This window comes from Agromyces protaetiae (assembly GCF_030866785.1).
Taxonomy (GTDB): domain Bacteria; phylum Actinomycetota; class Actinomycetes; order Actinomycetales; family Microbacteriaceae; genus Agromyces; species Agromyces silvae.
The window spans coordinates 1,135,708-1,156,882 of record NZ_CP133018.1 but is presented as its reverse complement, the minus strand read 5'-3'; the positions used below and the strand labels follow the sequence as shown (position 1 = coordinate 1,156,882).

General features: G+C 71.1%; 17 protein-coding genes and 1 tRNA gene. 6 read left to right on the top strand and 12 right to left on the bottom strand.

Annotated elements, in window-relative coordinates; translation table 11 throughout:
• Positions 1-23 precede the first annotated feature (23 nt).
• Both eno and hisS read right to left on the bottom strand, forming a co-directional pair.
• Positions 24-1,304: a phosphopyruvate hydratase gene (eno, locus tag QU602_RS05400; RefSeq protein ID WP_308799203.1), complete on the bottom strand. Its 1,281-nt coding sequence runs from the start codon at positions 1,302-1,304 to the stop codon at positions 24-26.
• 173 nt (positions 1,305-1,477) lie between these two features.
• Positions 1,478-2,737 carry a histidine--tRNA ligase gene (hisS, locus tag QU602_RS05395; RefSeq protein ID WP_308799202.1) on the bottom strand — a complete coding sequence of 420 codons (1,260 nt, stop codon included), beginning with the start codon at positions 2,735-2,737 and terminating at the stop codon, positions 1,478-1,480.
• 134 nt (positions 2,738-2,871) lie between these two features.
• On the opposite strand from hisS, the gene QU602_RS05390 reads away from it, so the two are divergent.
• A complete protein-coding gene (locus QU602_RS05390; RefSeq protein WP_308799201.1) occupies positions 2,872-3,792 on the top strand; it encodes an ABC transporter ATP-binding protein in 921 nt (306 codons plus the stop codon).
• Entirely contained in the window at positions 3,789-4,862 is a 1,074-nt protein-coding gene (locus tag QU602_RS05385; protein ID WP_308799200.1) for an ABC transporter permease, read from the top strand. The genes QU602_RS05390 and QU602_RS05385 overlap by 4 nt, the downstream gene beginning before the upstream one ends.
• Before the next feature lie 5 nt (positions 4,863-4,867).
• On the opposite strand, the gene QU602_RS05380 is transcribed toward QU602_RS05385, so the two are convergent.
• Entirely contained in the window at positions 4,868-5,584 is a 717-nt protein-coding gene (locus QU602_RS05380; RefSeq protein WP_308799199.1) for a MazG family protein, read from the bottom strand.
• A gap of 126 nt (positions 5,585-5,710) precedes the next feature.
• On the opposite strand from QU602_RS05380, the gene QU602_RS05375 reads away from it, so the two are divergent.
• Together QU602_RS05375 and QU602_RS05370 are read left to right on the top strand one after the other, a co-directional pair.
• Complete coding sequence (locus QU602_RS05375; RefSeq protein ID WP_308799198.1) at positions 5,711-6,964, top strand: Na+/H+ antiporter NhaA; 1,254 nt, start codon at positions 5,711-5,713, stop codon at positions 6,962-6,964.
• Positions 6,961-7,287 carry a hypothetical protein gene (locus tag QU602_RS05370; RefSeq protein ID WP_308799197.1) on the top strand — a complete coding sequence of 109 codons (327 nt, stop codon included), beginning with the start codon at positions 6,961-6,963 and terminating at the stop codon, positions 7,285-7,287. The genes QU602_RS05375 and QU602_RS05370 overlap by 4 nt, the downstream gene beginning before the upstream one ends.
• Positions 7,288-7,329: 42 nt before the next feature.
• Here QU602_RS05370 and mfd read toward each other — a convergent pair whose 3' ends face one another.
• The 4 genes from mfd to QU602_RS05350 form a co-directional block, all read right to left on the bottom strand.
• Positions 7,330-10,953 carry a transcription-repair coupling factor gene (mfd, locus tag QU602_RS05365; protein ID WP_457851474.1) on the bottom strand — a complete coding sequence of 1,208 codons (3,624 nt, stop codon included), beginning with the start codon at positions 10,951-10,953 and terminating at the stop codon, positions 7,330-7,332.
• Positions 10,954-11,075: 122 nt separating this feature from the next.
• Positions 11,076-11,840, bottom strand: coding sequence for an RNase H family protein (locus tag QU602_RS05360; protein WP_308799194.1), 765 nt, complete (start codon positions 11,838-11,840; stop codon positions 11,076-11,078).
• Between the two features lie 31 nt (positions 11,841-11,871).
• Entirely contained in the window at positions 11,872-12,456 is a 585-nt protein-coding gene (pth, locus tag QU602_RS05355) for an aminoacyl-tRNA hydrolase (RefSeq protein WP_308799193.1), read from the bottom strand.
• A gap of 175 nt (positions 12,457-12,631) precedes the next feature.
• Complete coding sequence (locus tag QU602_RS05350; RefSeq protein ID WP_308799192.1) at positions 12,632-13,258, bottom strand: 50S ribosomal protein L25/general stress protein Ctc; 627 nt, start codon at positions 13,256-13,258, stop codon at positions 12,632-12,634.
• A 314-nt stretch (positions 13,259-13,572) separates the two neighbouring features.
• Between QU602_RS05350 and gndA the strand changes: the two genes are divergently transcribed.
• Entirely contained in the window at positions 13,573-14,985 is a 1,413-nt protein-coding gene (gene gndA / locus QU602_RS05345; protein WP_373692914.1) for an NADP-dependent phosphogluconate dehydrogenase, read from the top strand.
• A gap of 30 nt (positions 14,986-15,015) precedes the next feature.
• A complete protein-coding gene (locus QU602_RS05340; RefSeq protein WP_308799190.1) occupies positions 15,016-15,369 on the top strand; it encodes a hypothetical protein in 354 nt (117 codons plus the stop codon).
• Positions 15,370-16,143: 774 nt separating this feature from the next.
• On the opposite strand, the gene QU602_RS05335 is transcribed toward QU602_RS05340, so the two are convergent.
• From QU602_RS05335 to QU602_RS05315, 5 genes are all read right to left on the bottom strand, one after another.
• Entirely contained in the window at positions 16,144-16,683 is a 540-nt protein-coding gene (locus QU602_RS05335; protein WP_308799189.1) for a hypothetical protein, read from the bottom strand.
• Between the two features lie 2 nt (positions 16,684-16,685).
• Positions 16,686-18,386: a long-chain-fatty-acid--CoA ligase gene (locus QU602_RS05330; RefSeq protein WP_308799188.1), complete on the bottom strand. Its 1,701-nt coding sequence runs from the start codon at positions 18,384-18,386 to the stop codon at positions 16,686-16,688.
• A 27-nt stretch (positions 18,387-18,413) separates the two neighbouring features.
• Positions 18,414-19,391, bottom strand: coding sequence for a ribose-phosphate diphosphokinase (locus tag QU602_RS05325; RefSeq protein ID WP_308799187.1), 978 nt, complete (start codon positions 19,389-19,391; stop codon positions 18,414-18,416).
• Between the two features lie 35 nt (positions 19,392-19,426).
• The gene (gene glmU, locus QU602_RS05320; protein WP_308799186.1) at positions 19,427-20,869 is read right to left on the bottom strand and encodes a bifunctional UDP-N-acetylglucosamine diphosphorylase/glucosamine-1-phosphate N-acetyltransferase GlmU; all 1,443 of its coding nucleotides are present in this window, start codon (positions 20,867-20,869) and stop codon (positions 19,427-19,429) included.
• A 1-nt stretch (position 20,870) separates the two neighbouring features.
• Positions 20,871-20,942, bottom strand: a tRNA-Gln gene (locus QU602_RS05315).
• Between the last annotated feature and the right edge of the window lie 233 nt (positions 20,943-21,175).

Genomic DNA, 21,175 nt, shown 5'->3' with positions numbered 1-21,175 from the left:
CCGTCCTGAACTTCTGACGGCGGTTACGCCGTGAAGCGCGGGAAGGCCGAACGGCCCGCGTACACCGCGGCGTCGCCGAGCTCTTCTTCGATCCTCAGAAGCTGATTGTACTTGGCGACTCGCTCGCTCCGGGCGGGCGCGCCCGTCTTGATCTGACCGCAGTCGGTCGCGACGGCGAGGTCGGCGATCGTGGTGTCCTCGGTCTCGCCCGACCGGTGCGAGAGCACCGCCGTGTATCCGGCGCGCTGCGCGAGCTGGACGGCGTCGAGGGTCTCGGTGAGCGTGCCGATCTGGTTGACCTTCACGAGGATCGAGTTGCCCGCGTGCTTGGCGATGCCATCGGCAAGGCGCTTCGGGTTCGTGACGAACAGGTCGTCGCCGACGAGCTGCAGCGTGCCGCCGAGCTTGGCGGTGAGCTCGGCCCAGCCCTCCCAATCGTCCTCGGCCAGCGGGTCCTCGATCGAGATGAGGGGGTACGCGTCGGCGAGCTCGGCGTAGTACGCGTTCATCTCGGCCGCGGTGCGATCCTTGCCCTCGAACCGGTAGACGCCGTTCTCGAAGAACTCGGTCGCGGCGACGTCGAGGCCGAGCGCGATGTCGGTGCCGAGCGTGAAGCCGGCCTTGCCGATCGCCTCGGAGATGAAGTCGAGTGCGGCCCGGTTGTGCTCGAAGTCGGGGGCGAAGCCGCCCTCGTCGCCGAGGCCGGTCGACAGCCCCTTCGACTTCAGCAGGCTCTTCAGCGCGTGGTAGGTCTCGACGCCCCAGCGGAGGCCCTCCGAGTAGGTCGGTGCGCCGATCGGCAGCACCATGAACTCCTGGATGTCGACGCCGGTGTCGGCGTGCGCGCCGCCGTTGATGATGTTCATCATGGGCACGGGGAGCACGTGTGCGTTGGGGCCGCCGAGGTAGCGGAACAGCGGCAGGTCGGCCGACTCGGCGGCGGCCTTCGCGACCGCGAGGCTCACGCCGAGGATGGCGTTCGCGCCGAGACGCTGCTTGTTGTCCGTGCCGTCGGCCTCGATGAGGGTGGCGTCGATGAGGCGCTGGTCAGAGGCGTCGAGGTCTTCGATGGCCGGGCCGAGCTCGTCGATGACCGCGTCGACGGCCTTCTGCACGCCCTTGCCGAGATAGCGGTCGGCGTCGCCGTCTCGCAGCTCGTAGGCCTCGAAGGCGCCCGTCGACGCGCCCGAGGGCACCGCGGCCCGCGAGAGCGAACCGTCGTCGAGCAGGACCTCGACCTCGACGGTCGGGTTGCCGCGAGAGTCCAGGATCTCGCGCGCGCCTACAGCTTCGATGAATGCCACAGTGATCTCCTCTGTGATGGGACGGGCTGGATGACGCCGTTGTGATCCGCCTGCCAGTCTATGGGTGCCGTCCGCCCGCGACATGACCACGAGGCATCCGCCACCGTTCGCCTTCGTTCGGCGGCCCACATGGCACGCTTCTCACCGAGCGCGCGTTCAGCGACGCGCGCCGGTCACGCGCTGAGGGGCTTGAAGGTGAGCGCGGCGGCGTCGGTCGTCGAGGCGTCGACGGTCGCGAACGCGTCGAAGCCGTCGGCGGCCACGCGGTCGAGCAGGGCGCGCACGTTCTTCACGCGGCGCTCGAGGCGCACGCGGGTACCGGATGCCACGAGCTCGCGCTTGAGCTCGAGCAGCCGCCCGGCGGGCACCTCGGCGTCGTGCACGAGCACGACCGCGCGCGGACGCTCCTCGTCGCCGCGGTCGAGCAGGTCGACGATGCGCTCGAAGCCGATCGAGAACCCGCACGCGGGCACCTCGCGCCCGAGGAAGCGCCCGATCATGTGGTCGTACCGGCCGCCACCGCCCAGCGAGTAGCCGAAGTCGGGGTGCGCGATCTCGAAGATCGTGCCCGTGTAGTAGCCCATGCCGCGCACGAGCGTCGGGTCGAACTCGATCGCCGCGCCGGGCAGCGCCTCGCGCAGCGCGAGCAGGTCGCGAAACGCGTCGGTGTCGAGCCACGCGGGCGGGTCGCCGGCGTCGAGCAGGTCCCAGGATGCTCCGGCGAGCGCCTGCAGCTCGTCGGCGACGTCGACGGTCGTGATGCCGAGCTCGCGCAGCTCGGTCGCGACCCCGGACGCGCCGATCTTGTCGAGCTTGTCGATCGTGATGAGCGCGCGCTCCCGCTGGGCCTCGCTCACGCCCCACGAGGCGAGGATCCCCGCGAGGATCCGCCGGTCGTTGATGCGGATCGTGCACCCGCCGAGCCCCAGCTCGCCGAGCGCGGCCGAGGTCGCGGTGAGCAGCTCGAGCTCGGCGAGCGGACCGGCCTCCCCGATGATGTCGATGTCGCACTGCACGAACTGGCGGTAGCGGCCCTTCTGGGGGCGCTCGGCCCGCCAGACCGGCGCGATCTGGATCGCCCGGAACACGGGCGGCAGTGCCGCCTGGTGCGTCGCGTAGAACCGCGCGAGCGGCACCGTGAGGTCGTAGCGCAGACCGAGGTCGGCGAGCGAGAGCGCATCGCCGGTCGCCGCCGCCGCGGCCAGGTCGGCCTCGGACAGGCCGCGCTTCATGACGGCGAACGCGAGCTTCTCATTGTCGCCGCCGAGTCCGGCGTGCAGTCGCGAGGCGTCCTCCATCACCGGGGTCTCGATCTCATCGAACCCGTGCCCCGAGTACACCCGGCGGATCACGCCGAGGGCATGCTCGCGGCGGGCTTTCTCGGCGGGCAGGAAGTCGCGCATGCCGCGCGGCGGGGTGACGGAGACGGCCATGCGGTCCATTCTTCCAGGACGCGCGGAGTTCGCCCGTCGCTCACCCGCCACGACGGAAACGGACCGTAGACTCGCCCGGACGCGGACCTCACACCTGAGCCGCCGAGCGACGACGCGCGAACGAGAGGGACGACGTGGACGGCATCACGGTCGAGGCGGTCGGCAGATCGTTCGGCGACGTGCACGCGGTGCGGAACGCGAGCTTCACGGTCGAACCCGGTCAGGTCGCCGGGCTCATCGGCCCGAACGGCTCGGGCAAGACGACGCTGCTTCTCATGCTCGCGACCCTGCTCGCACCCGATACCGGGTCCATCCGCGTCGGCGGCCTCGACCCGGTCGCCGAACCGCGCGCCGCACGAGCGCTGATCGGCTGGATGCCCGACGTGCTCGGCAGCTGGCCGACGCTCACCGTCCGGGCGGCGCTCGTCACGAGTGGCCGCATGTACGGGCTGAGCTCGGCCGAGGCATCCGCTCGGGCGACCGAGCTGATCGACCTGGTCGATCTCGCACCGCTCGCCGACCGCCCGACCCGCGTGCTCTCACGCGGGCAGAAGCAGCGGCTGAGCCTCGCCCGCGCGCTCGTACACGACCCGCGCGTGCTGCTGCTCGACGAGCCGGCGTCCGGCCTCGATCCGGCGGCGCGCGTCGCACTGCGCGACCTCGTCCGCCGGCTCGCCGCGGAGGGGCGGACCATCCTGGTGTCCAGTCATGTCCTCGCCGAGCTCGATGAGATGGCCGACACGGCCGTGTACCTCTCCGCGGGCGTGACCGCCGGCGCCGACGCGGTCGCACGCGCCGGCCGGTCCGTGCGGACCTGGCGGATCAGGTCGCTCGACCCGGCCGCGCTGCACGCCGCCCTCGAGGCGGCGGGCTTCGGCTCCCTCGTCCGGGCCGACCGCGACGACCTGGTCGTGCCGCTCTCGTCCGAGAGGGACGCGGCCCAGCTGCTCGCGCACCTCACCGGGCGCGGCGTCCCGATCACCGCGTACGCCCCGGCGGTCGGCGATCTCGAGCACGTCTTCCTCGACCTGAACCGCGGGGAGGGCGACCGATGAACGGCTTCCTCCCCGGCATGTGGCTGATCGTCACGCTCGAGCTCCGTCAACGCGTCCGCGGCGTCGCGTGGTACGTGCTCCTCGGCGTTTTCGTCGTGCTCGTCGCCGCGGTCACCGTGCTGCTCACGCTCGCGACCAATGCGTGGGACGACGGCGGCGGCGGTGTGTTCTCCACGATCGTGTTCTTCGTGCTGCTGCTCGGCACGCTGGTCTCCCCCGCCCTGAGCGGCAACGCGATCAACGGCGACCGCGACCAGGGCACGCTCGCGACGACGCAGGTCACGCTCATCACGACGGGCCAGCTCGTGGTCGGCAAGTGGCTCGCCGCGTGGATCACGGCGCTCGCGTTCCTCGCCGCAGCGCTGCCGTTCCTCGCGTTCGCGGTCGCGCTCGGCCAGGTGCCGTTGACGACGATTTTGGTCTCCACGCTCGTCACCGCGGTCGAGCTCGGCGTCGTCGCGGCGATCGGCGTCGGACTCTCGGGCGTGCTGGTGCGGCCGCTGTTCTCGGTCGCGGTCGCCTACCTCGCGGTCGCGGCGCTGTCGATCGGCACGCTCATCGGGTTCGGGCTCGGCGGTGCCGCGATCCAGACCACGACGCGCACGACCGTGATCGACGTCGATTGGGAGGTCATCGACGACGAGGGCGTCGGCCCCGGCGAGCAGGTCGCGTGCGCGCCGCCGCGGACCTTCGAGAACAGGGTGCCGCGGTTCGACCTCGTGTGGGGATTTCTCGCCGCGAACCCCTATGTCGTGGTGGCCGATGCGGCGCCCGGTTCGTTCGACGCGAACGGGAACCCGCGGGACCTCTTCGGCTGGATCTCGACGGGCGTGCGCACCGCCCAGCACGCGCCGCCCACCGACGTCGTGAACGATTACTGCGCGGACTGGTCGCCCGACGGCTCCTCGTACGACTCCGAATCCCCGCAGGAGGTCTACGACCGGTCGGTGCCGTCGTGGTTCGTGGGCCTCACGATCCACGTGCTCCTCGGCGCGAGTGCGCTGGCCTGGGCGTGGCGACGCACGGCGACGCCGGCGCGCACGCTGCCGAAGGGAAGCCGGGTGGCGTAGCCGGGCTACTCGACCGGCGGGAGCGACTCGGCCTCGCGCACACGATCCTGGAACCCGCGCAGGGCACCGCGCAGCGCGCGCTCGGCGTCGAGGCCGCGCTCGCGCGCGGTCACCACGATCGCGAGCAGCTGGTCGCCGAGCTCGGCCTCGGTCGCGGCATCCGTCGCCGCAAGGCCGGATGTCTCAGGCGCGACGCCGACCTTCTCGGCCTTGTCGAGCACCTTCTCGGCGAGCGCGAGCGCCGGCATGCCCTGCGGCACGCCGTCGAGCACGCTCGTGCGATGCGGCTTCTCGGTGGCCTTGAGGTCTTCCCAGAACGCGACGACGTCGGCCGCGGTCGCGGCCTCGCGATCGCCGAAGACGTGCGGATGCCTCGACACCATCTTGGCCGTCATGTGCCGCGCGACGTCGTCGACGTCGAAGTCCTCACCGGGGGTGTGCGCGGCGATGTCGGCGTGGAAGAACACCTGGTACAGCACGTCGCCGAGCTCCTCGATCATCTCCGACCGGTCACCCGACTCGATGGCGTCGATGAGCTCCCAGCACTCCTCGACGAGGTAGCGCACGAGGGATTCGTGGGTCTGCTCGGCGTCCCAGGGGCATCCGCCCGGCGCGCGCAGCCGCGCGACCATGGCGACGAGCTCGTTCAACCCCTCGCCGGGCGCGGGCCGTCCCGCGCCGGGAACGGGCTCGGCCGGGGCATCCGTCGCGCGATCGGTCATGCGTGAAAGCCTACGTCGCGGGCTCGATAGACTGACCGCGGAGTGCCGGGAAGTCTGGTCGGCCGACGCGTGAGCGTCGTCATCGTCATCGTGCGGTCCGCCGCGGGTACCCACTGGGAAGTTTGCATGCACCTCCTCCGCTCCGAGCGCGTCGCCGCGACGCTGCTGCTCGCCGCAGCCGCCATCGGGCTGCTGTTCGCCAACCTGCCGTTCGGCTCGGCACTCATCGACGCCAAGCAGGCCCATCTCGACGTGCCGTGGCTCGGGATCGACCTCTCCGTCGGACACTGGATCAGCGACGGGCTGCTCGCGATCTTCTTCTTCATCGTCGCCGTCGAGCTCAAACGCGAGCTCGTGATCGGTGAGCTCAACTCGCTGTCGAAGGCACTGCTTCCCGCGATCGCCGCCCTCGGCGGCGTCGTTGTGCCCGCGCTGATCTTCATCGTCTTCACCGCGGGCACGGCGACCGTCGACGGCTGGCCGATCCCGACCGCGACCGACATCGCGTTCGCCCTCGGCGTGCTCGCCATGTTCGGCACGTTCATTCCGACGAGGGTGCGGATCTTCCTGCTCGCCCTCGCCGTGCTCGACGACCTCATCGCGATCCTCATCATCGCATTCTTCTTCACGAGCGACGCGAACCTCGCGGCCATCGGGTACGCGGCCATCGCGATCGCCCTGTTCGGGGCCGTCAGCCGCCTGTTGAAGCCGCGATCGCCGTATGTGCTCGCCCGCCGGCGGCAGTGGCCGATCGTCGCCGCGCTCTGGGTGCTCGGCATCCTCGCGTGGTACTTCGTGCTCCAGTCCGGCGTGCACGCCACGATCGCGGGCGTCGCACTCGGGTTCGTCATGTCGAGGCGCCCCGGCGGGCGTGCGGCGCACACCCTCGAGCCGTGGTCGAACGGTGTCGTGCTGCCGCTGTTCGCGCTCTCGGCCGCGATGGTCCCGGTGCCGCAGGTCCGGCCGAGCGAACTCGACCCGGCCTTCTGGGGCATCCTGATCGGGCTGCCGGTCGGCAAGATCGTCGGGATCACGCTCGCGGGGCTGATCGGCGTGCTCATCGCCCGGATCCAGACGGGCCGGCCGGTGACCACCGCACGATTCGGCGGCTCCGGGACCCGCGTCGCGCCCGCCCGTCCCCTCGCACTCGCTGATCTCGTCGTGGTCGGCGCGCTCGGCGGCGTCGGGTTCACGGTGTCGCTGCTCATGAACGAGCTCGCGTTCGCGGGCCTGCCCGAGGTCGCCAATCAAGGCACCTTGGCCGTGCTGCTCGGCTCGGGCATCGCGATCGTGGTCTCCGCGATCGCCGTGAGCGCCAGGTCGCGACACTATCGACGCCTCGGCGAGCACGCCGGCATGGGAGGAGCTTTCTCGCGATGACCGATCACCTCGACGAGCCGATCGACGAACCCGTCGACGACCCGGCGTCGAACCATCTGCGGGCCGAGCTCCGCGAGCCGCGGCACACCGGGCTCGGCCTGGTCTGGCACCGTGTGCTGTACACCGTGGGCGTGGCCAGCGGGTTCGGCGGCCCGTCGATGGCCGACCTCGTCGTCGTGCGGCGCGACACCGGGGCATCCGTCATCCGCACCAAGGCGGGCCAGCTCGACGAGGCCGACCACCTGCTGCAGACCATCGCGACCGATCTCGACCGCATGACCACCGAGCAGTTCCTCGCCGAGTGGGGCCATCTGAAGCCCTGACGCGCGGTGGCACCCGCTGGGTCGGTACCGCGCCGAGGCAGATCAGGCGGTGGCGTCCGCCTGCTCGGCTGCAGGCTGATCGGGCTGCTTCGGCTCCACCGGGAAGATCGCGGTGATGAGCTTCGACACCCACTCGATGAGCTCGCCGTCGCCGGGCATCTCGCCGCCGGGCATCGGGAACGGCACGAGGATCACATCGTTCTGCGCGAAGTGCTTCGCGCCCGGGTACAACCGCTCGAGCCGCACGCGGCGGGAGTCGGGGATCTTCGCGGGGGCGATGCGCAGCTTGGAGCCGGTCGCGATGACGTCGGAGAGGCCCGCGAGCTGCGCCTGGCGGCGGAGCCGCGAGATCGCCACGAGGTGCTGCACCTGCTCGGGCGGCGCGCCGTACCGGTCGGCGAGCTCCTCGACGACCGCGTCGATCTGACCGTCTCTCGCGGCCGGTCCGCTCGCGGCCGAGAGCTTCTGATACGCCTCGAGCCGCAGCCGCTCGCTGTCGACGTAGTCGTCGGGGATGTGCGCGTCGACCGGCAGCTCGAGCCGCAGTTCGGTCTGCCCTTCGGCGACGTCGCCCCGGAACGCCGACACGGCCTCGCCGATCATGCGCAGGTAGAGGTCGAACCCGACGCCCGCGATGTGCCCGGCCTGCTCGGCGCCGAGCAGGTTGCCCGCGCCGCGGATCTCGAGGTCTTTCAATGCGATCTGCATGCCGCCGCCGAGCTCGTTGTTCGCCGCGATGGTCGAGAGCCGGTCGTGCGCGGTCTCGGAGAGCGGCTTCGCCGGGTCGTACAGGAAGTACGCGTAGGCCCGCTCGCGGCCTCGGCCGACGCGCCCGCGCAGCTGGTGCAGCTGGCTGAGGCCGTACTTGTCGGCCCGGTCGATGATGATCGTGTTCGCGTTGGAGATGTCCAGCCCGGTCTCGATGATCGTCGTCGAGACGAGCACGTCGAACTTCCGCTCCCAGAAGTCGTTCACGATCTGCTCGAGCACGTGCTCGTTGAGCTGACCGTGCGCGACGGCGACGCGCGCCTCGGGCACGAGCTCGGCAAGCTGCGCGGCCACGCGGTTGATCGACGACACGCGGTTGTGCACGAAGAACACCTGCCCCTCGCGCAGCATCTCGCGCCGGATCGCCGCGGCCACCTGTTGCTCGGTGTACGGGCCGACATAGGTGAGGATCGGGTGCCGGTCCTCCGGCGGGGTCGCGAGCGTCGACATCTCGCGGATGCCGGTCACGGCCATCTCGAGTGTGCGCGGGATCGGGGTCGCGCTCATCGCGAGGATGTCGACGTTGGTCTTGAGCTTCTTCAGCTTGTCCTTGTGCTCGACGCCGAACCGCTGCTCCTCGTCGATGATCATGAGCCCGAGGTCTTTGAACGCGATCTGCTCGGTGAGGATGCGGTGCGTGCCGATGACCATGTCGACAGTGCCGTCGGCGAGGCCCGCGACCGTCTCGCGCGCCTCTCTGTCGGTCTGGAAGCGGCTGAGCGCCCGCACGTGCACCGGGAACCCGGCGTACCGCTCGGAGAAGGTCTCGAAGTGCTGCTGCACGAGCAGCGTCGTCGGCACCAGCATGGCGACCTGCTTGCCGTCTTGGATCGCCTTGAACGCGGCACGCACGGCGACCTCGGTCTTGCCGAATCCGACGTCGCCCGCGAGCAGCCGGTCCATCGGGATCGGCCGTTCCATGTCGGCCTTGACCTCGTCGATGGTCTGCAGCTGGTCGGGCGTCTCGGCGAACGGGAAGGCCTCCTCGAGCTCGTGCTGCCACGGTGAGTCTGGCCCGAACGCGTGCCCCTTCGCGGCCATGCGCGCCGAGTACAGCTTGACGAGCTCGACCGCGATGTCGCGCACGGCCTTCCGGGCTCGGCCCTTCGCCTGCGCCCAGTCGCTGCCGCCCATCTTCGACAGCGTCGGCGCCTCGCCGCCGACGTACCGGCTCAGCAGATCGAGCTGGTCCATGGGCACGAACAGACGGTCGCCCGACTGCCCGCGTTTGGACGGTGCGTACTCGATGACCAGGTACTCGCGCATGGCGGTCGGCTGCTGCGACACGCCCGCGGTGCGACTCGGCCCCTTGGGCCTGGTGCCGGTGGCCACCTCGCGCTGCACCATCTCGACGAACCGGCCGATGCCGTGCGTCTGGTGCACGACGTGATCGCCCGCCTTGAGCTGCAACGGGTCGACGACGTTCCGCCGACGGCTCGCGAGCTTCTTGCCCTGGCGCGCGTCGTACCCGGCACTGCGCCCGTAGAACTCGGCTTCGGCGATGAGGCCGAGCTTCGCCTCGGGCAGCTCGAACCCGCGCGCCGCGTCGGCCTGCACCAGGTAGGCGACGCCGGGCTCGAGGTCGGCCGGCACCTCGTCGACGAGGCGGGCCGCAAGCCCGTGGTCGGCGAGCACGTCGCGTGCCCGCTCGACGAGGCCGTGGCCGGCCGCGGCGACGACGAGGCTCCAGCCGTCGCGGAGCCGGTCGCCCACGTGCTGCACCGCGCCGTCGACGTTGCCCTGGAAGCTCGGCATCGCGCTCGCGGCGACGCGGACGTACGTGCCGTCGGACGACGCGTCTTCCGCAGCCTCGCCGGCGTCGAACGCCGACAGGGTCCACCAGACCCGGCGCGGGTCGGCCGAACCGGGTGCGCTGAACAACGCCGCGTCACGCAGCTCTTGCACCGTCAGGAAGTCGCCGGCCGCGAGGTCGATCGGCGCGTCGGCCCCCACCGTCGCCGCGCTCCATGCGGCGGAGAGGAACTCGCGGTTCGTCTCGCCGAGACTCGCGGCCCGGCTCGCCACGCGTTCGGGTTCGACGACCGCGACCGCGGCCTCGGGCGGCAGGTAGTGGGTGAGCGGCACGAGCCTGTCGAGCAGGGCCGGGGCGAGCGACTCCATGCCCTCGACGGGGATGCCCTCGGCGATCTTCTCGAGCATGCCGGCCAGGCTCGGGAACTCGTCGCGCATCTCGCGCGCCCGCTGCCTGACCGGCGGGGTGAGCAGCAGTTCACGACTCGGCGCGAGCCGCACCCGCTCGATGGACTCGGGCAGGGACCGCTGGTCGGCCACCGAGAAGGCACGCAGCTCTTCGACCTCGTCGCCGAAGAACTCCACGCGCACCGGATGCTCCGCGGTCGGCGGGAACACGTCGAGGATGCCGCCGCGCACCGCGAACTCACCCCGCCGCGAGACCATGTCGACGCGCGCATAGGCGAGGTCGACGAGGTGCTCCGAGATGCGCGCGAGGTCGTGGCCGCGCGCGCCCGGGGTGAGCTCGATCGGCACGAGCCCGCCGAGGTTGTCGGCGAGCGGTTGGAGCGCGGCACGCACCGAGGCGACGAGCACGAGCGGGTGCGGCGCGCCCTGCTCGCTCCACTCGCGCAACCGTCGCAGGGCATGCAGGCGCCGCCCGACGGTCTCGGCCGACGGGCTCAGCCGCTCGTGCGGCAGCGTCTCCCACGCGGGGAACTCGAGGATCTCGGCCTCGGGCAGGTAGGGACCGAGCGACGCGCGCAGCGCCTCGCCCTCGCGACTCGTGGGCGTGATCACGAGCATCGCCGGCGCGAGGCCCTCGCCGGCACGGCGTTCGAGCAGGCCGGCCATGAGTGCCGGATCGAGTCCGCTCGGTGCGGAGAAGTCGGCGTTCCGCTGCGCCTCACCGAGGGCGCGTTCCATCGTGGAGGCGCGCGACAGCGCGGTGTTCAGGCCCTGCAGACTCACCGGGAAAGTCTACGTCCCCCCGCCGACGCCCTCGCCCCGTCCACCGCAGGGCGGCGTCACCAGATGGCCGATCGGAATCAGATGAGGGAGCGGAGCATCTCTTCGGGCGTGAGGCCCGCGGCGCGGGCGCGCTCGACGAGGCGGGTGTGCTCCTCCGTGGTCAACTCCAGGCTCAGGGTGCGCCACTCCGCGACCGGGTCCTGAAACGAGAACAGGGCGTCGTCTTCGTCGTCGGGCGCGAATCCGGCGGCGCCTGCGTCGACGTCGACGGATGCCTCCACGCGCACCGCCGACTCGGCCGGAACCGGTGCCCCGGGGGCATCCGGCACCGTGATGCCGTGACCGCCGTGACCGCCGGCCGGAGGATCCGTCTGCTCGCACGCCCGCGTCCAGCCTGGCCCGCTCGGGACCTCGGTCTTCCGCTGGAACGCGGTCGCCACCGCACGCGCCCGCAGATCGGCCGCCTCGTTGAGCTCGTGGCCGACATGACCGCGCACCCACTCGAACCGGTAGCGACGCCCACGGATGGCCTCGTCGAGCTGTTCGAGGATCTCGCGGTTCATGACCGGCTGACCGTCGGCCTTGCGCCAGCCTTTGCGCTTCCAACCCGCCATCCATTTGGTGACCGCATTGATCACATACTGGCTGTCGCACTGGATGAGCAGCTCGTCGTCGAGATGCGCCGTCGCCCGGAACAGCTCGAGCACGGCCGTGAGCTCACCCTGGTTGTTCGTGCCGTGCGGCCAGCCGCCGGCCGCCCAGCACTCGTCGTCGACGTACCACGCCCAGCCGGCGGGTCCGGGGTTGCCGAGGGCTGAGCCGTCTGCGGCGGCGATGATCATCCGGGGTCCTTCCATCGTGCGTTCCGGGCGCTCAGGCGGGGGCGTGGAAGCGCTGCTGCGCCGCGACGAGACCGGTGTCGACGATCGCCTCGACGGCGTCGGCCGCGTCCGAGAGCAGGTTCGGCAGCGCCTGGCGCTCGGCGCCCGCGAAGTCCTTCAGCACGAAGTCTGCGGCATCCTGCCGCCCGGGCGGCCGGCCGATGCCCACCCGCACGCGGGTGAACTCGGGCGAGTTCAGCGCCTTGGCGAGGTCGCGGAGGCCGTTGTGGCCGCCGTGCCCGCCGCCGCGCTTCAGCCGCACGGTGTCGAACGGGATGTCGAGCTCGTCGTGCACGACGATCGTGCGCTCGACCGGCACGTCGTAGAACTTCGCGAGCGCCGACACCGGTCCGCCCGAGGTGTTCATGTAGCTGTTGGGCTTGGCGAGTATCAGCTTCGGCCCACCGGGGCGCAGGAACGCCTCGGCGACCCGTGACGGGGTCTTATGCGACTTGAACGTCGCGCCGAGGCGCCCGGCGAGCTCGTCGAGCACCATCTGGCCGACGTTGTGCCGGTTGCCGGCGTACTGCGCGCCGGGGTTGCCGAGACCGACGACGAGCCAGGTGTTCTCGGCCATCTCGGGATCCTTCCGGCGGGCGCGCATCAGGTCGAAGAGTCCCACGGTTGCTGGTACCTCGCATGCGCTGAGGGCCTCACGGGCCGACGAAGAGAGCGGGAACGGGCGAGGGCCCGGACCCCATCCGAGCGTAGTCGGTGGAGCCGCGGGCCCTCGCGAGCAGTGCGGAGTGCGCCTATTCGGCGGACTCGGCCTCGGCCTCGGCGGTCTCGCCCTCGGCCTCGGCCTCGCCCTCGGCGGGCTCCTCGCCGAGGTCGACCTTCTGCGGCGTGTGCACGTTGACGATCAGCATCTCGACGTCGCTCAGCAGCACCGCACCGGCCGGCAGCGTGACGCCCGACGCGTGGATCTGGGTGCCCTCTTCGAGGCCCTCGACCGAGACGACCACGTTCTCGGGGATGTGCGTGGCCTCGACCTCGAGCAGCAGCGTGTGCGCGTCGAGATCCGCGATGGTGCCGGCGGCCGGCTCACCCTCGACGTGCACGGGCACCTCGACCTGGACCTTCTCGCCGCGCTTCACGACGATGAGGTCGAGGTGCTCGATGATCTGGCGCACCGGGTCCTTCTGCACGTCCTTGACGAGCGCGAGCTGGCTCTTCCCCTCGATCTGCAGGTCGAGCAGCGCGTTCGCCTTCCGGATGAGCAGGCTCACCTCGTGACCGGGCAGCGTCAGGTGCTTCGGCTCCGTGCCGTGGCCGTAGAGCACCGCGGGGATCTTGTGGGCCGCGCGGATCTTGCGCGCAGCGCCCTTGCCGAACGAGTCGCGGAGTTCGGCGACGATCGTGTTGTCTTCGTTGGCCATGATGGACCTCCTTCAGGGCTCACAGGCCCGAATCGTGATTTCGATGTCTCTTCAACTCGAACGCGCGGCCGATGCGCGAACGCCAGGCCGCAAAAGCGTGAGGAAGTGCCGTGAGCCTTCCACCGCGTCGATCACGGAGATCACGCACGAGAGGTCGGAACCGCCCGCGCGAGACATCCCTCGCCGAAGTTCAGTGACCGAGTCTACCCGACGTCGCCCGGGCAGTACGCTGGGAGGCAATCCGCCTGTCTTCAAGGAGTGACGCAGTGCCTGAAACCGCCAGTGCGAACATCGGGGTCGTCGGCCTCGCCGTCATGGGTTCGAACCTCGCCCGCAACCTCGCGAGCCGCGAGGGCAACACGGTCGCCGTGTTCAACCGTTCCCCCCAGCGCACGCAGACCCTCGTCTCCGAGCACCCCGAGGCCGGCTTCGTCGCGAGCGAGAGCTACGACGACTTCGTCGCATCGCTCGCGAAGCCGCGCACCGCGATCATCATGGTCCAGGCCGGCAAGGGCACCGATGCCGTGATCACCGAGCTCGTGCAGCGCTTCGAGCCCGGCGACATCATCGTCGACGGCGGCAACGCGAACTTCCACGACACGATCCGCCGCGAGGCCGAGATCAGCCCGACCGGCATCCACTTCGTCGGCACCGGCATCTCGGGCGGCGAAGAGGGCGCGCTGCACGGCCCGTCGATCATGCCCGGCGGCTCGGTCGAGTCGTACAAGACCCTCGGCCCGATCCTCGCGTCGATCGCGGCGGTCGCCGAGGGCGAGCCGTGCGTGACGCACATCGGCACCGACGGCGCGGGCCACTTCGTGAAGATGGTGCACAACGGCATCGAGTACGCCGACATGCAGCTGATCGCGGAGGCGTACGACCTCATCCGCCAGGGCACGGGCAAGTCGCCGGCCGAGATCGCCGACATCTTCGCCGAGTGGAACACCGGCGAGCTCGAGAGCTACCTCATCGAGATCACCGCAGAGGTGTTGCGCCAGGTCGACGCCGAGACCGGCAAGCCGCTCGTGGACGTCATCCTCGACTCGGCGGGCGCGAAGGGCACCGGCGCCTGGACCGTGCAGAACGCGCTTGAGCTCGGCGTACCGACGTCGGGCATCGCCGAAGCGGTCTTCGCCCGCAGCCTGTCGTCGAAGCGCGACCAGCGTGCCGCGGCGCGCGACCTGCCGGGCCCGTCGGGCGAGTGGAAGGTCGCGGAGGGCGACGTCGACGCGTTCGTCGAAGACGTGCGCCGCGCGCTCTACGCGTCGAAGATCATCGCGTACTCCCAGGGGTTCGACGAGATCATCGCGGGCGCCGAGCAGTTCGGCTGGGACATCAAGAAGGGCGATGTCGCCAAGATCTGGCGGGCCGGATGCATCATCCGCGCGCGCTTCCTCAACCGCATCGCCGACGCGTACGCCGAGGACCCGGGCCTCGTCGCCCTCGTCGTCGCGCCGTACTTCCGCGAGGCCGTGGCCGGCACGCAGGAGAGCTGGCGCCGTGTCGTCGGCATCGCCGCGCAGGCGGGCATCCCGACCCCGGCGTTCTCGTCGTCGCTGGCGTACTACGACGGCCTGCGCGCCGAGCGCCTGCCGGCGTCGCTCATCCAGGGCCAGCGTGACTTCTTCGGCGCGCACACCTACCAGCGCGTCGACAAGGACGGGGTCTTCCACACGCTCTGGTCGGGCGACCGCTCCGAGATCCTGACGACGCCCTCGTCGCACTGAGGCGCGCGTCTCACGAGAACGGCTGACGGCATGACCGACGCCGCCGACGAGCACGACGACCGGCCGGTCCGCGGCGCACGCGCGCAACGGATGCTCCGGATCGTCGTGCTCGTCGCGCTGTGCGCGCTCGTGCTCCCGCTGGTGCTCTCGCTCGCGAGCGTCGCGCACTCGGCGGCGAGCCGGGCCTGCGCCCTGACCGTCACCCGCTACGACGCCAGTGCGACGGGTTCGCGCGTCACGTTCGACCTGTTCGGCCCCGGCGGCGCCGGCTGGCTCTGCTTCGCCGTCCAGTCCGCCGGCGACGACCGGTTGCTCGCCAACCTCGGCATGATCCCGGCCGTCCCCCTCGAGCCCCTGCCGATGCCCGACCAGCGCAACGCCTGATTCGTTCGCGCCACTCCTCGAACTGCGGCCAGCTCGCGCCGCCCGCGCCGCGCGCCGCCCGCGCCCACTCCCCCGCTCCGTCCGCGCCCACTCCCCCCGCTCCGTCCGCGCCGCGCGCCGCCCGCGCCCACTCCCCCGCGCCGCCCGCGCCGCGCGCCGCCCGCGCCCACTCCCCCGTGCTTGCTCAGGAAAAACGCGACACCCTGCGGCGTGCCGGGGCACGACACGCCGACGACCCGTGCCCGCTTCCTGAGCAAGGAATGAGCACGGCAGGCGGCGGACAGCGGTGAGAGCGGCCGCGCCGAGCGGATGCCCCGCGCCGACACCGCGGCCCCGGCAGGGTGCCCGCCCCGGCGACGGAGCTCGCGGTCTTCGGGGCTGGCAGGGCGAACGCAGTGCGACGCCCCTCGCTTGCTCAGGAAAAACGCGACACCCTGCGGCGTGCCGCGGCACGACACGCCGACGACCCGTGCCCGCTTCCTGAGCAAGGAATGATCACGGCAGGCGACGGACAGCGGTGAGAGCGGCCGCGCCGAGCGGATGCCCCGCGCCGACACCGCGGCCCCGGCAGGGTGCCCGCCCCGGCGACGGAGCTCGCGGCCTTCGGGGCTGGCAGGGCGAACGCAGTGCGACGCCCCTCGCTTGCTCAGGAAAAACGCGACACCCTGCGGCGCGCCGCGGCACGACACGCCGACGACCCGTGCCCGCTTCCTGAGCAAGGAATGCAACCGGACGTGGCGGGCCACGAGACAGGAACGACCTCGGGGGCGGTCGCTACTCGGCCGACGGCGCGTCGGGGAAGACGCGCTTGTAGGAGCGGCCGTCGGGAAGTTCGACGGTGCGGGCCTCGAGCTGGCCGCGCGTGACACGCTGGTAGACGGCCTGCGGCGTGATGCCGAGCTGCTTCGCCGCCTCGGCGACCGAGAGCCCCGGCAGATCGGTGGGGCGGCTCGACGGGCGGTCGCGCTTGCGGCGGCGGCTCGCCTCCTGGCGTTCGGCGATCGCCGTGTCGTCGCCCGCCCAACGGTACTTCGCGGCCGAGGCGCTGAGGCCGGCGGCGTCGGCGACCTCGTCCCAGCCCACGCCGGCGTCGACCGCCTCGCGCACCGCGTCGAGTGCGGCCGGGTCGGCCTCCAACGCGGTCACGAGATCACGGATGCCTCGGAGCCGGTCGAGCGGCGAGGCATCCGCCGCCCGCGCCGACGAGGCATCCGCTGGCCCATCCGGCACGCGCTCACGCGAGCCATCCGCCCCACTCTGCAACTCGACGAGCCGCGCGAGCGCGGCGGCCGACTCCGCCGACAGGAACCCCATGTTCACCCGTTCAGCAGCCCGGTGCGCACCTCGCGGCGCAGCACCTTGCCGATGAGGGAGCGCGGGAGCTCGTCGACCTGCACGACGCGCTTCGGCACCTTGTACGCGGTGAGCTGGTCGCGCGCGTGCGCGCGGATCCCGGCGTCATCGAGCGTCGCCCCCTCACGGAGGACGACGACCGCGACGACCTGTTCGCCCGAGTGCTCGTCGGGCAGACCCACGACCGCGACGTCCTCGACGTCGGGGTGCGACCGCACGGCCTCCTCGACCTCGCTCGGCGCGACGTTGAAGCCGCCCGTGATGATGAGCTCCTTGATGCGGTCGACGATGCGCACGAATCCGTCGGCGTCGATCGACACGATGTCGCCCGTGCGGAACCACGGCGCTCCCCCGCCCGGGTCCGCGACGAACACCGCCTCGGTCTCCTCGGGCTTCTTCCAGTACCCCGAGAACACCTGCGGGCCGCGCACGACGAGTTCGCCCTCGGCGCCGCGCGCGACATCGTCAGTCGGGTTCTCGGGGTCGACCACGCGCGCCTCGGTCGACGGCAGCGGCAGCCCGACCGTGCCGATGCGGCGGTTCGGCGCGACCGGGTTCGCCATCAGCACGGGTGAGCACTCCGAGAGCCCGTAGCCCTCGACGAGCACGCCGCCCGTAGCCTGCTCCCACGGCTCGACGACCGCGGTCGACAGCGGCATGGCACCCGAGATCGCGATCTCGATGCCCTCGAGCGACACCCCCTCGGCCGCGGCGGCTTTCGTGAGCCGGTCGTAGATGGGCGGCACCGCCGGCAGAAAGGTCGCCGGATGCTTCTTCACGACCTTGAGCACGAGCTCGGGGTCGAACTTCGGGAACAGCACGAGCCGGCCGCCCATGCTCATGGCGAACGTGAGACACAGCGTGAGCCCGTACGCATGGAACATGGGCAGCACGGCATAGACGACCGCGCTGCCGCGCGGCACCTGCGGCACCCAGGCGCGGGCCTGCGCGGCGTTCGAGAGCAGGTTCGCGTGCGTCAGGGTGGCGCCCTTCGGTGAACCGGTCGTGCCGCTCGTGTACTGGATCAGGGCCACATCGGATGCCCCGGGGCGGGCGATGTGCGCGTCGACGGGTTCGGATCCGGTGAGCTGCCGCCACTCGGTCGTGCCACGCACACTCGTCGTGAGCGCCGCGCGCGACTCGCGCGCCTTCGCGACGGGCAGCCTCAGCGCGAGTCGCGTCGCGAACGGCATCGCCCGGGTCACGTCGACCGAGACGATGGACTGCACCGAGACATCCGCCGGGAAGTCCTGGATCGTCGCGACCACCTTTTCCCAGGCGATGACGACCCGGGCGCCGTGGTCCTCGAACTGGTGCCGGAGCTCGCGGGGCGTGTAGAGCGGGTTGTGCTCGACGACGATCGCGCCGAGCCGGAGCACCGCGTAGAACGCGACGATGTGCTGCGGGCAGTTCGGCAGCACGATCGCGACCGGGTCGCCGGGCTGCACGCCGAGGATCCGCAGCCCCTCGGCCACGCGGTCGATCTCGGCGCCGAGCTCGGCATACGTCGTCGTGCGGCCGAAGAACTCGAGCGCGACGTGGTCGGGATACTGCTCGACGCTCTCGCGGATCAGGTCGTACAACGAGCCGGTGGGCGGCTCGATGTCGGTGGGCACGCCCTCCGCGTAGCTCGCGAGCCAGGGTCGGTCCGTGCTGATCGCCATAGCGTCAGCCTATTGGGCCGCAGCGGGTCAGGCGGCTCCGTCGAACATGCTGGTGACCGAGCCGTCTTCGAACACCTCGTGGATGGCCCGCGCGAGCAGCGGGGCGATCGGCAGGATGGTGAGCCGGTCCCAGCGCTTCTCCTCGGGCAGCGGCAGCGTGTCGGTGACGACGACCTCGTCGATGAAGTCGGACTGCAGGATCTCGGTCGCGGGGTTCGAGAACACCGCGTGCGTCGCGGCGACCACGACGCCGAGCGCACCGGCGGCCTTGAGCGCCTCGGCGGCCTTCACGATCGTGCGGCCCGTGTCGATCAGGTCGTCGACCAGCAGGCACACCCGGCCCTTGACCTCGCCGACGATCTCATGCACCGACACCTGGTTCGGCACGAGCGGGTCGCGGCGCTTGTGGATGATCGCCAGCGGCGCGCCGAGCTTGTCGCTCCAGATGTCGGCGACGCGCACGCGGCCCATGTCGGGCGACACGACGGTGAGGGTTGCGGGGTCGAGCTGCTCCTTGAAGTGGTTGAGCAGCACGGGCATCGCGAACAGGTGGTCCACGGGGCCGTCGAAGAAGCCCTGGATCTGTGCGGCGTGCAGGTCGACCGACATGATGCGGTCGGCGCCTGCTGCCTTGTACAGGTCGGCGACGAGACGCGCCGAGATCGGCTCGCGGCCGCGCCCCTTCTTGTCTTGCCGGGCGTACGGGTAGAACGGCGAGACCACCGTGATGCGCTTCGCAGAGGCGCGCTTGAGGGCGTCGATCATGATGAGCTGCTCCATGAGCCACTCGTTGATCGGTGCGGCGTGCGACTGGATCACGAACGCATCGGTGCCGCGCACGCTCTCGTCGTAGCGGGCGTAGAGCTCACCGTTCGCGAACGTGCGTGCGTCGGTCGGCACGAGCTCGCTGCCGAGCTCGGCCGCGATCTGCTCGGCCAGCTCGGGATGCGCGCGCCCCGAGACGAGGACGAGTCGCTTGGATCCGGTGGTCTCGATTGCCGCCATGTGTGCAGTCCTTCCCGCCGGAGCCCGGCGCGGTGTCAGTCGACCTCGGTCGCCTCGGCCTGCCGTGCCGCCGTCGCCGCATCTGCGGCCGCGGTGCCCGGTCGGTGTTGCTCGACCCAACCCTCGATATTGCGCTGCGGCGCCACGTTGATCGCGAGCGAGCCGGCGGGCACGTCTTTACGGACGACCGTGCCGGCCCCCGTGTAGGCGCCGTCTCCAATCGTAACGGGCGCGACGAAGACCCCGTGCGACCCGGTGCGCACATGCGAGCCGATCACCGTGCGGTGCTTGTGCACGCCGTCGTAGTTGGCCGTGATCGATCCGGCGCCGACGTTCGCGCCCACGCCGATCTCGGTGTCGCCGATGTACGAGAGGTGCGGCACCTTGCTGCCCTCGCCGATCCGCGAGTTCTTGGTCTCGACGAACGTGCCGATCTTGCCCGAGGCATCGAGGATCGTGCCGGGGCGAAGGTACGCGAACGGACCGACCGAGGCATCCGCCCCGATGACCGCGAGCGTCGCGTCGGTCCGTGTGACCTCGGCGCCCTCGCCGATCTCGCAGTCGACCAGGGTGGTGTCGGGGCCGACGACCGCGCCGGAGGCGATGGTGGTCGTGCCCTTCACCTGCGTGCCGGGGCGGATCGTGACATCGGGTTCGAGACGGACCGCGAGGTCGATCCAGGTCGTCGCCGGGTCTTCGATCGTCACGCCGTTCAGCTGCCAGCCGCGCACGATGAGCGCGTTCAGCCGGGCCGCGGTCTCGGCGAGCTGCGCCCGGTCATTGATGCCCGCGACGAGCCACGGCTCGGAGACCGGCAGCGCCTCGACCTCGGACCCCGCCGCGCGCAGCAGGCCGATGATGTCAGTCAGGTACTTCTCGCCCTGCGCGTTCTCGGTCGTGAGGTTGGCGAGCTGGTCGCGGAGCGCCGCGGCGCCGAACGCGTACACGCCGGCGTTGATCTCGTCGATCGCGTGTTCGAGATCGGTCGCGTCCTTCTGCTCGACGATGCGGTCGAAGCCCCCCTCGGCGCCACGGACGATCCGCCCGTAGCCGTTGGGATCGGCGAAATGCGCTGAGAGCACGGAGGCCGCCACGCCCGCGGAGCGGTGCTGTTCGAGGAACCGGGTCAGGGTGTCGGCGTTGAGCAGCGGCACGTCGCCGTTCAGCACCAGCACCTCGCCGTCGAACCCGTCGAGTGCATCGACCGCGAGCTCGACCGCGCGACCGGTGCCCGGCACCTCGTCCTGATCGACGATGACGGCGTCGGGCAGCTCGGCCGAGACCGCGGCGGCGACGAGGTCACGCTCGTGCCTGACCACGACCGCGACCCGCGCGGCGTCGAGCGCTCGCGCGGTCGCGAGCACGTGCGCGACGATCGGCGCGCCGGCGAGCTGATGCAGCACCTTCGGCGTCGCGGACTTCATGCGGGTGCCCTGGCCTGCGGCGAGGACGATGATCGCGAGATTCCCATCGGTCATGCTCCGCCACCAGGATTCGAACCTGGTCCTCACAGCTCCAAAGGCTGTCGTGCTGCCGTTACACCATGGCGGACCGCGAACGCTGCGAGCAGGGCTCGCGCGAGCGCGCCCTCAAGTCTGCCACGCCCCGGCACCCGTCAGCTGGCCGAAGCCTTGGGACCCGGCCTGGCAGCCGCACCGAATCGCGTGAGGACGACAATCGTCGAGACGGCGACCGATTTCTGGACGAATGTCGTCCTCACGGAGTCGCCCGCCACGAATGTCGTCCTCACGGACTGGCTCGCGCGACGCCGCGGCGCCGCGATA

What these genes read in the sequence shown, in the direction of transcription:
- hisS (WP_308799202.1), bottom strand. Translation starts at nt 2,737, where the DNA reads ATGGCCGTCTCCGTCACCCCGCCGCGCGGCATGCGCGACTTCCTGCCC.
- QU602_RS05385 (WP_308799200.1), top strand. Translation starts at nt 3,789, where the DNA reads ATGAACGGCTTCCTCCCCGGCATGTGGCTGATCGTCACGCTCGAGCTC.
- QU602_RS05380 (WP_308799199.1), bottom strand. Translation starts at nt 5,584, where the DNA reads ATGACCGATCGCGCGACGGATGCCCCGGCCGAGCCCGTTCCCGGCGCG.
- QU602_RS05375 (WP_308799198.1), top strand. Translation starts at nt 5,711, where the DNA reads ATGCACCTCCTCCGCTCCGAGCGCGTCGCCGCGACGCTGCTGCTCGCC.
- QU602_RS05370 (WP_308799197.1), top strand. Translation starts at nt 6,961, where the DNA reads ATGACCGATCACCTCGACGAGCCGATCGACGAACCCGTCGACGACCCG.
- mfd (WP_457851474.1), bottom strand. Translation starts at nt 10,953, where the DNA reads ATGGAACGCGCCCTCGGTGAGGCGCAGCGGAACGCCGACTTCTCCGCA.
- QU602_RS05360 (WP_308799194.1), bottom strand. Translation starts at nt 11,840, where the DNA reads ATGATCATCGCCGCCGCAGACGGCTCAGCCCTCGGCAACCCCGGACCC.
- pth (WP_308799193.1), bottom strand. Translation starts at nt 12,456, where the DNA reads ATGGCCGAGAACACCTGGCTCGTCGTCGGTCTCGGCAACCCCGGCGCG.
- QU602_RS05350 (WP_308799192.1), bottom strand. Translation starts at nt 13,258, where the DNA reads ATGGCCAACGAAGACAACACGATCGTCGCCGAACTCCGCGACTCGTTC.
- gndA (WP_373692914.1), top strand. Translation starts at nt 13,573, where the DNA reads ATGGGTTCGAACCTCGCCCGCAACCTCGCGAGCCGCGAGGGCAACACG.
- QU602_RS05340 (WP_308799190.1), top strand. Translation starts at nt 15,016, where the DNA reads ATGACCGACGCCGCCGACGAGCACGACGACCGGCCGGTCCGCGGCGCA.
- QU602_RS05335 (WP_308799189.1), bottom strand. Translation starts at nt 16,683, where the DNA reads ATGGGGTTCCTGTCGGCGGAGTCGGCCGCCGCGCTCGCGCGGCTCGTC.
- QU602_RS05330 (WP_308799188.1), bottom strand. Translation starts at nt 18,386, where the DNA reads ATGGCGATCAGCACGGACCGACCCTGGCTCGCGAGCTACGCGGAGGGC.
- QU602_RS05325 (WP_308799187.1), bottom strand. Translation starts at nt 19,391, where the DNA reads ATGGCGGCAATCGAGACCACCGGATCCAAGCGACTCGTCCTCGTCTCG.
- glmU (WP_308799186.1), bottom strand. Translation starts at nt 20,869, where the DNA reads ATGACCGATGGGAATCTCGCGATCATCGTCCTCGCCGCAGGCCAGGGC.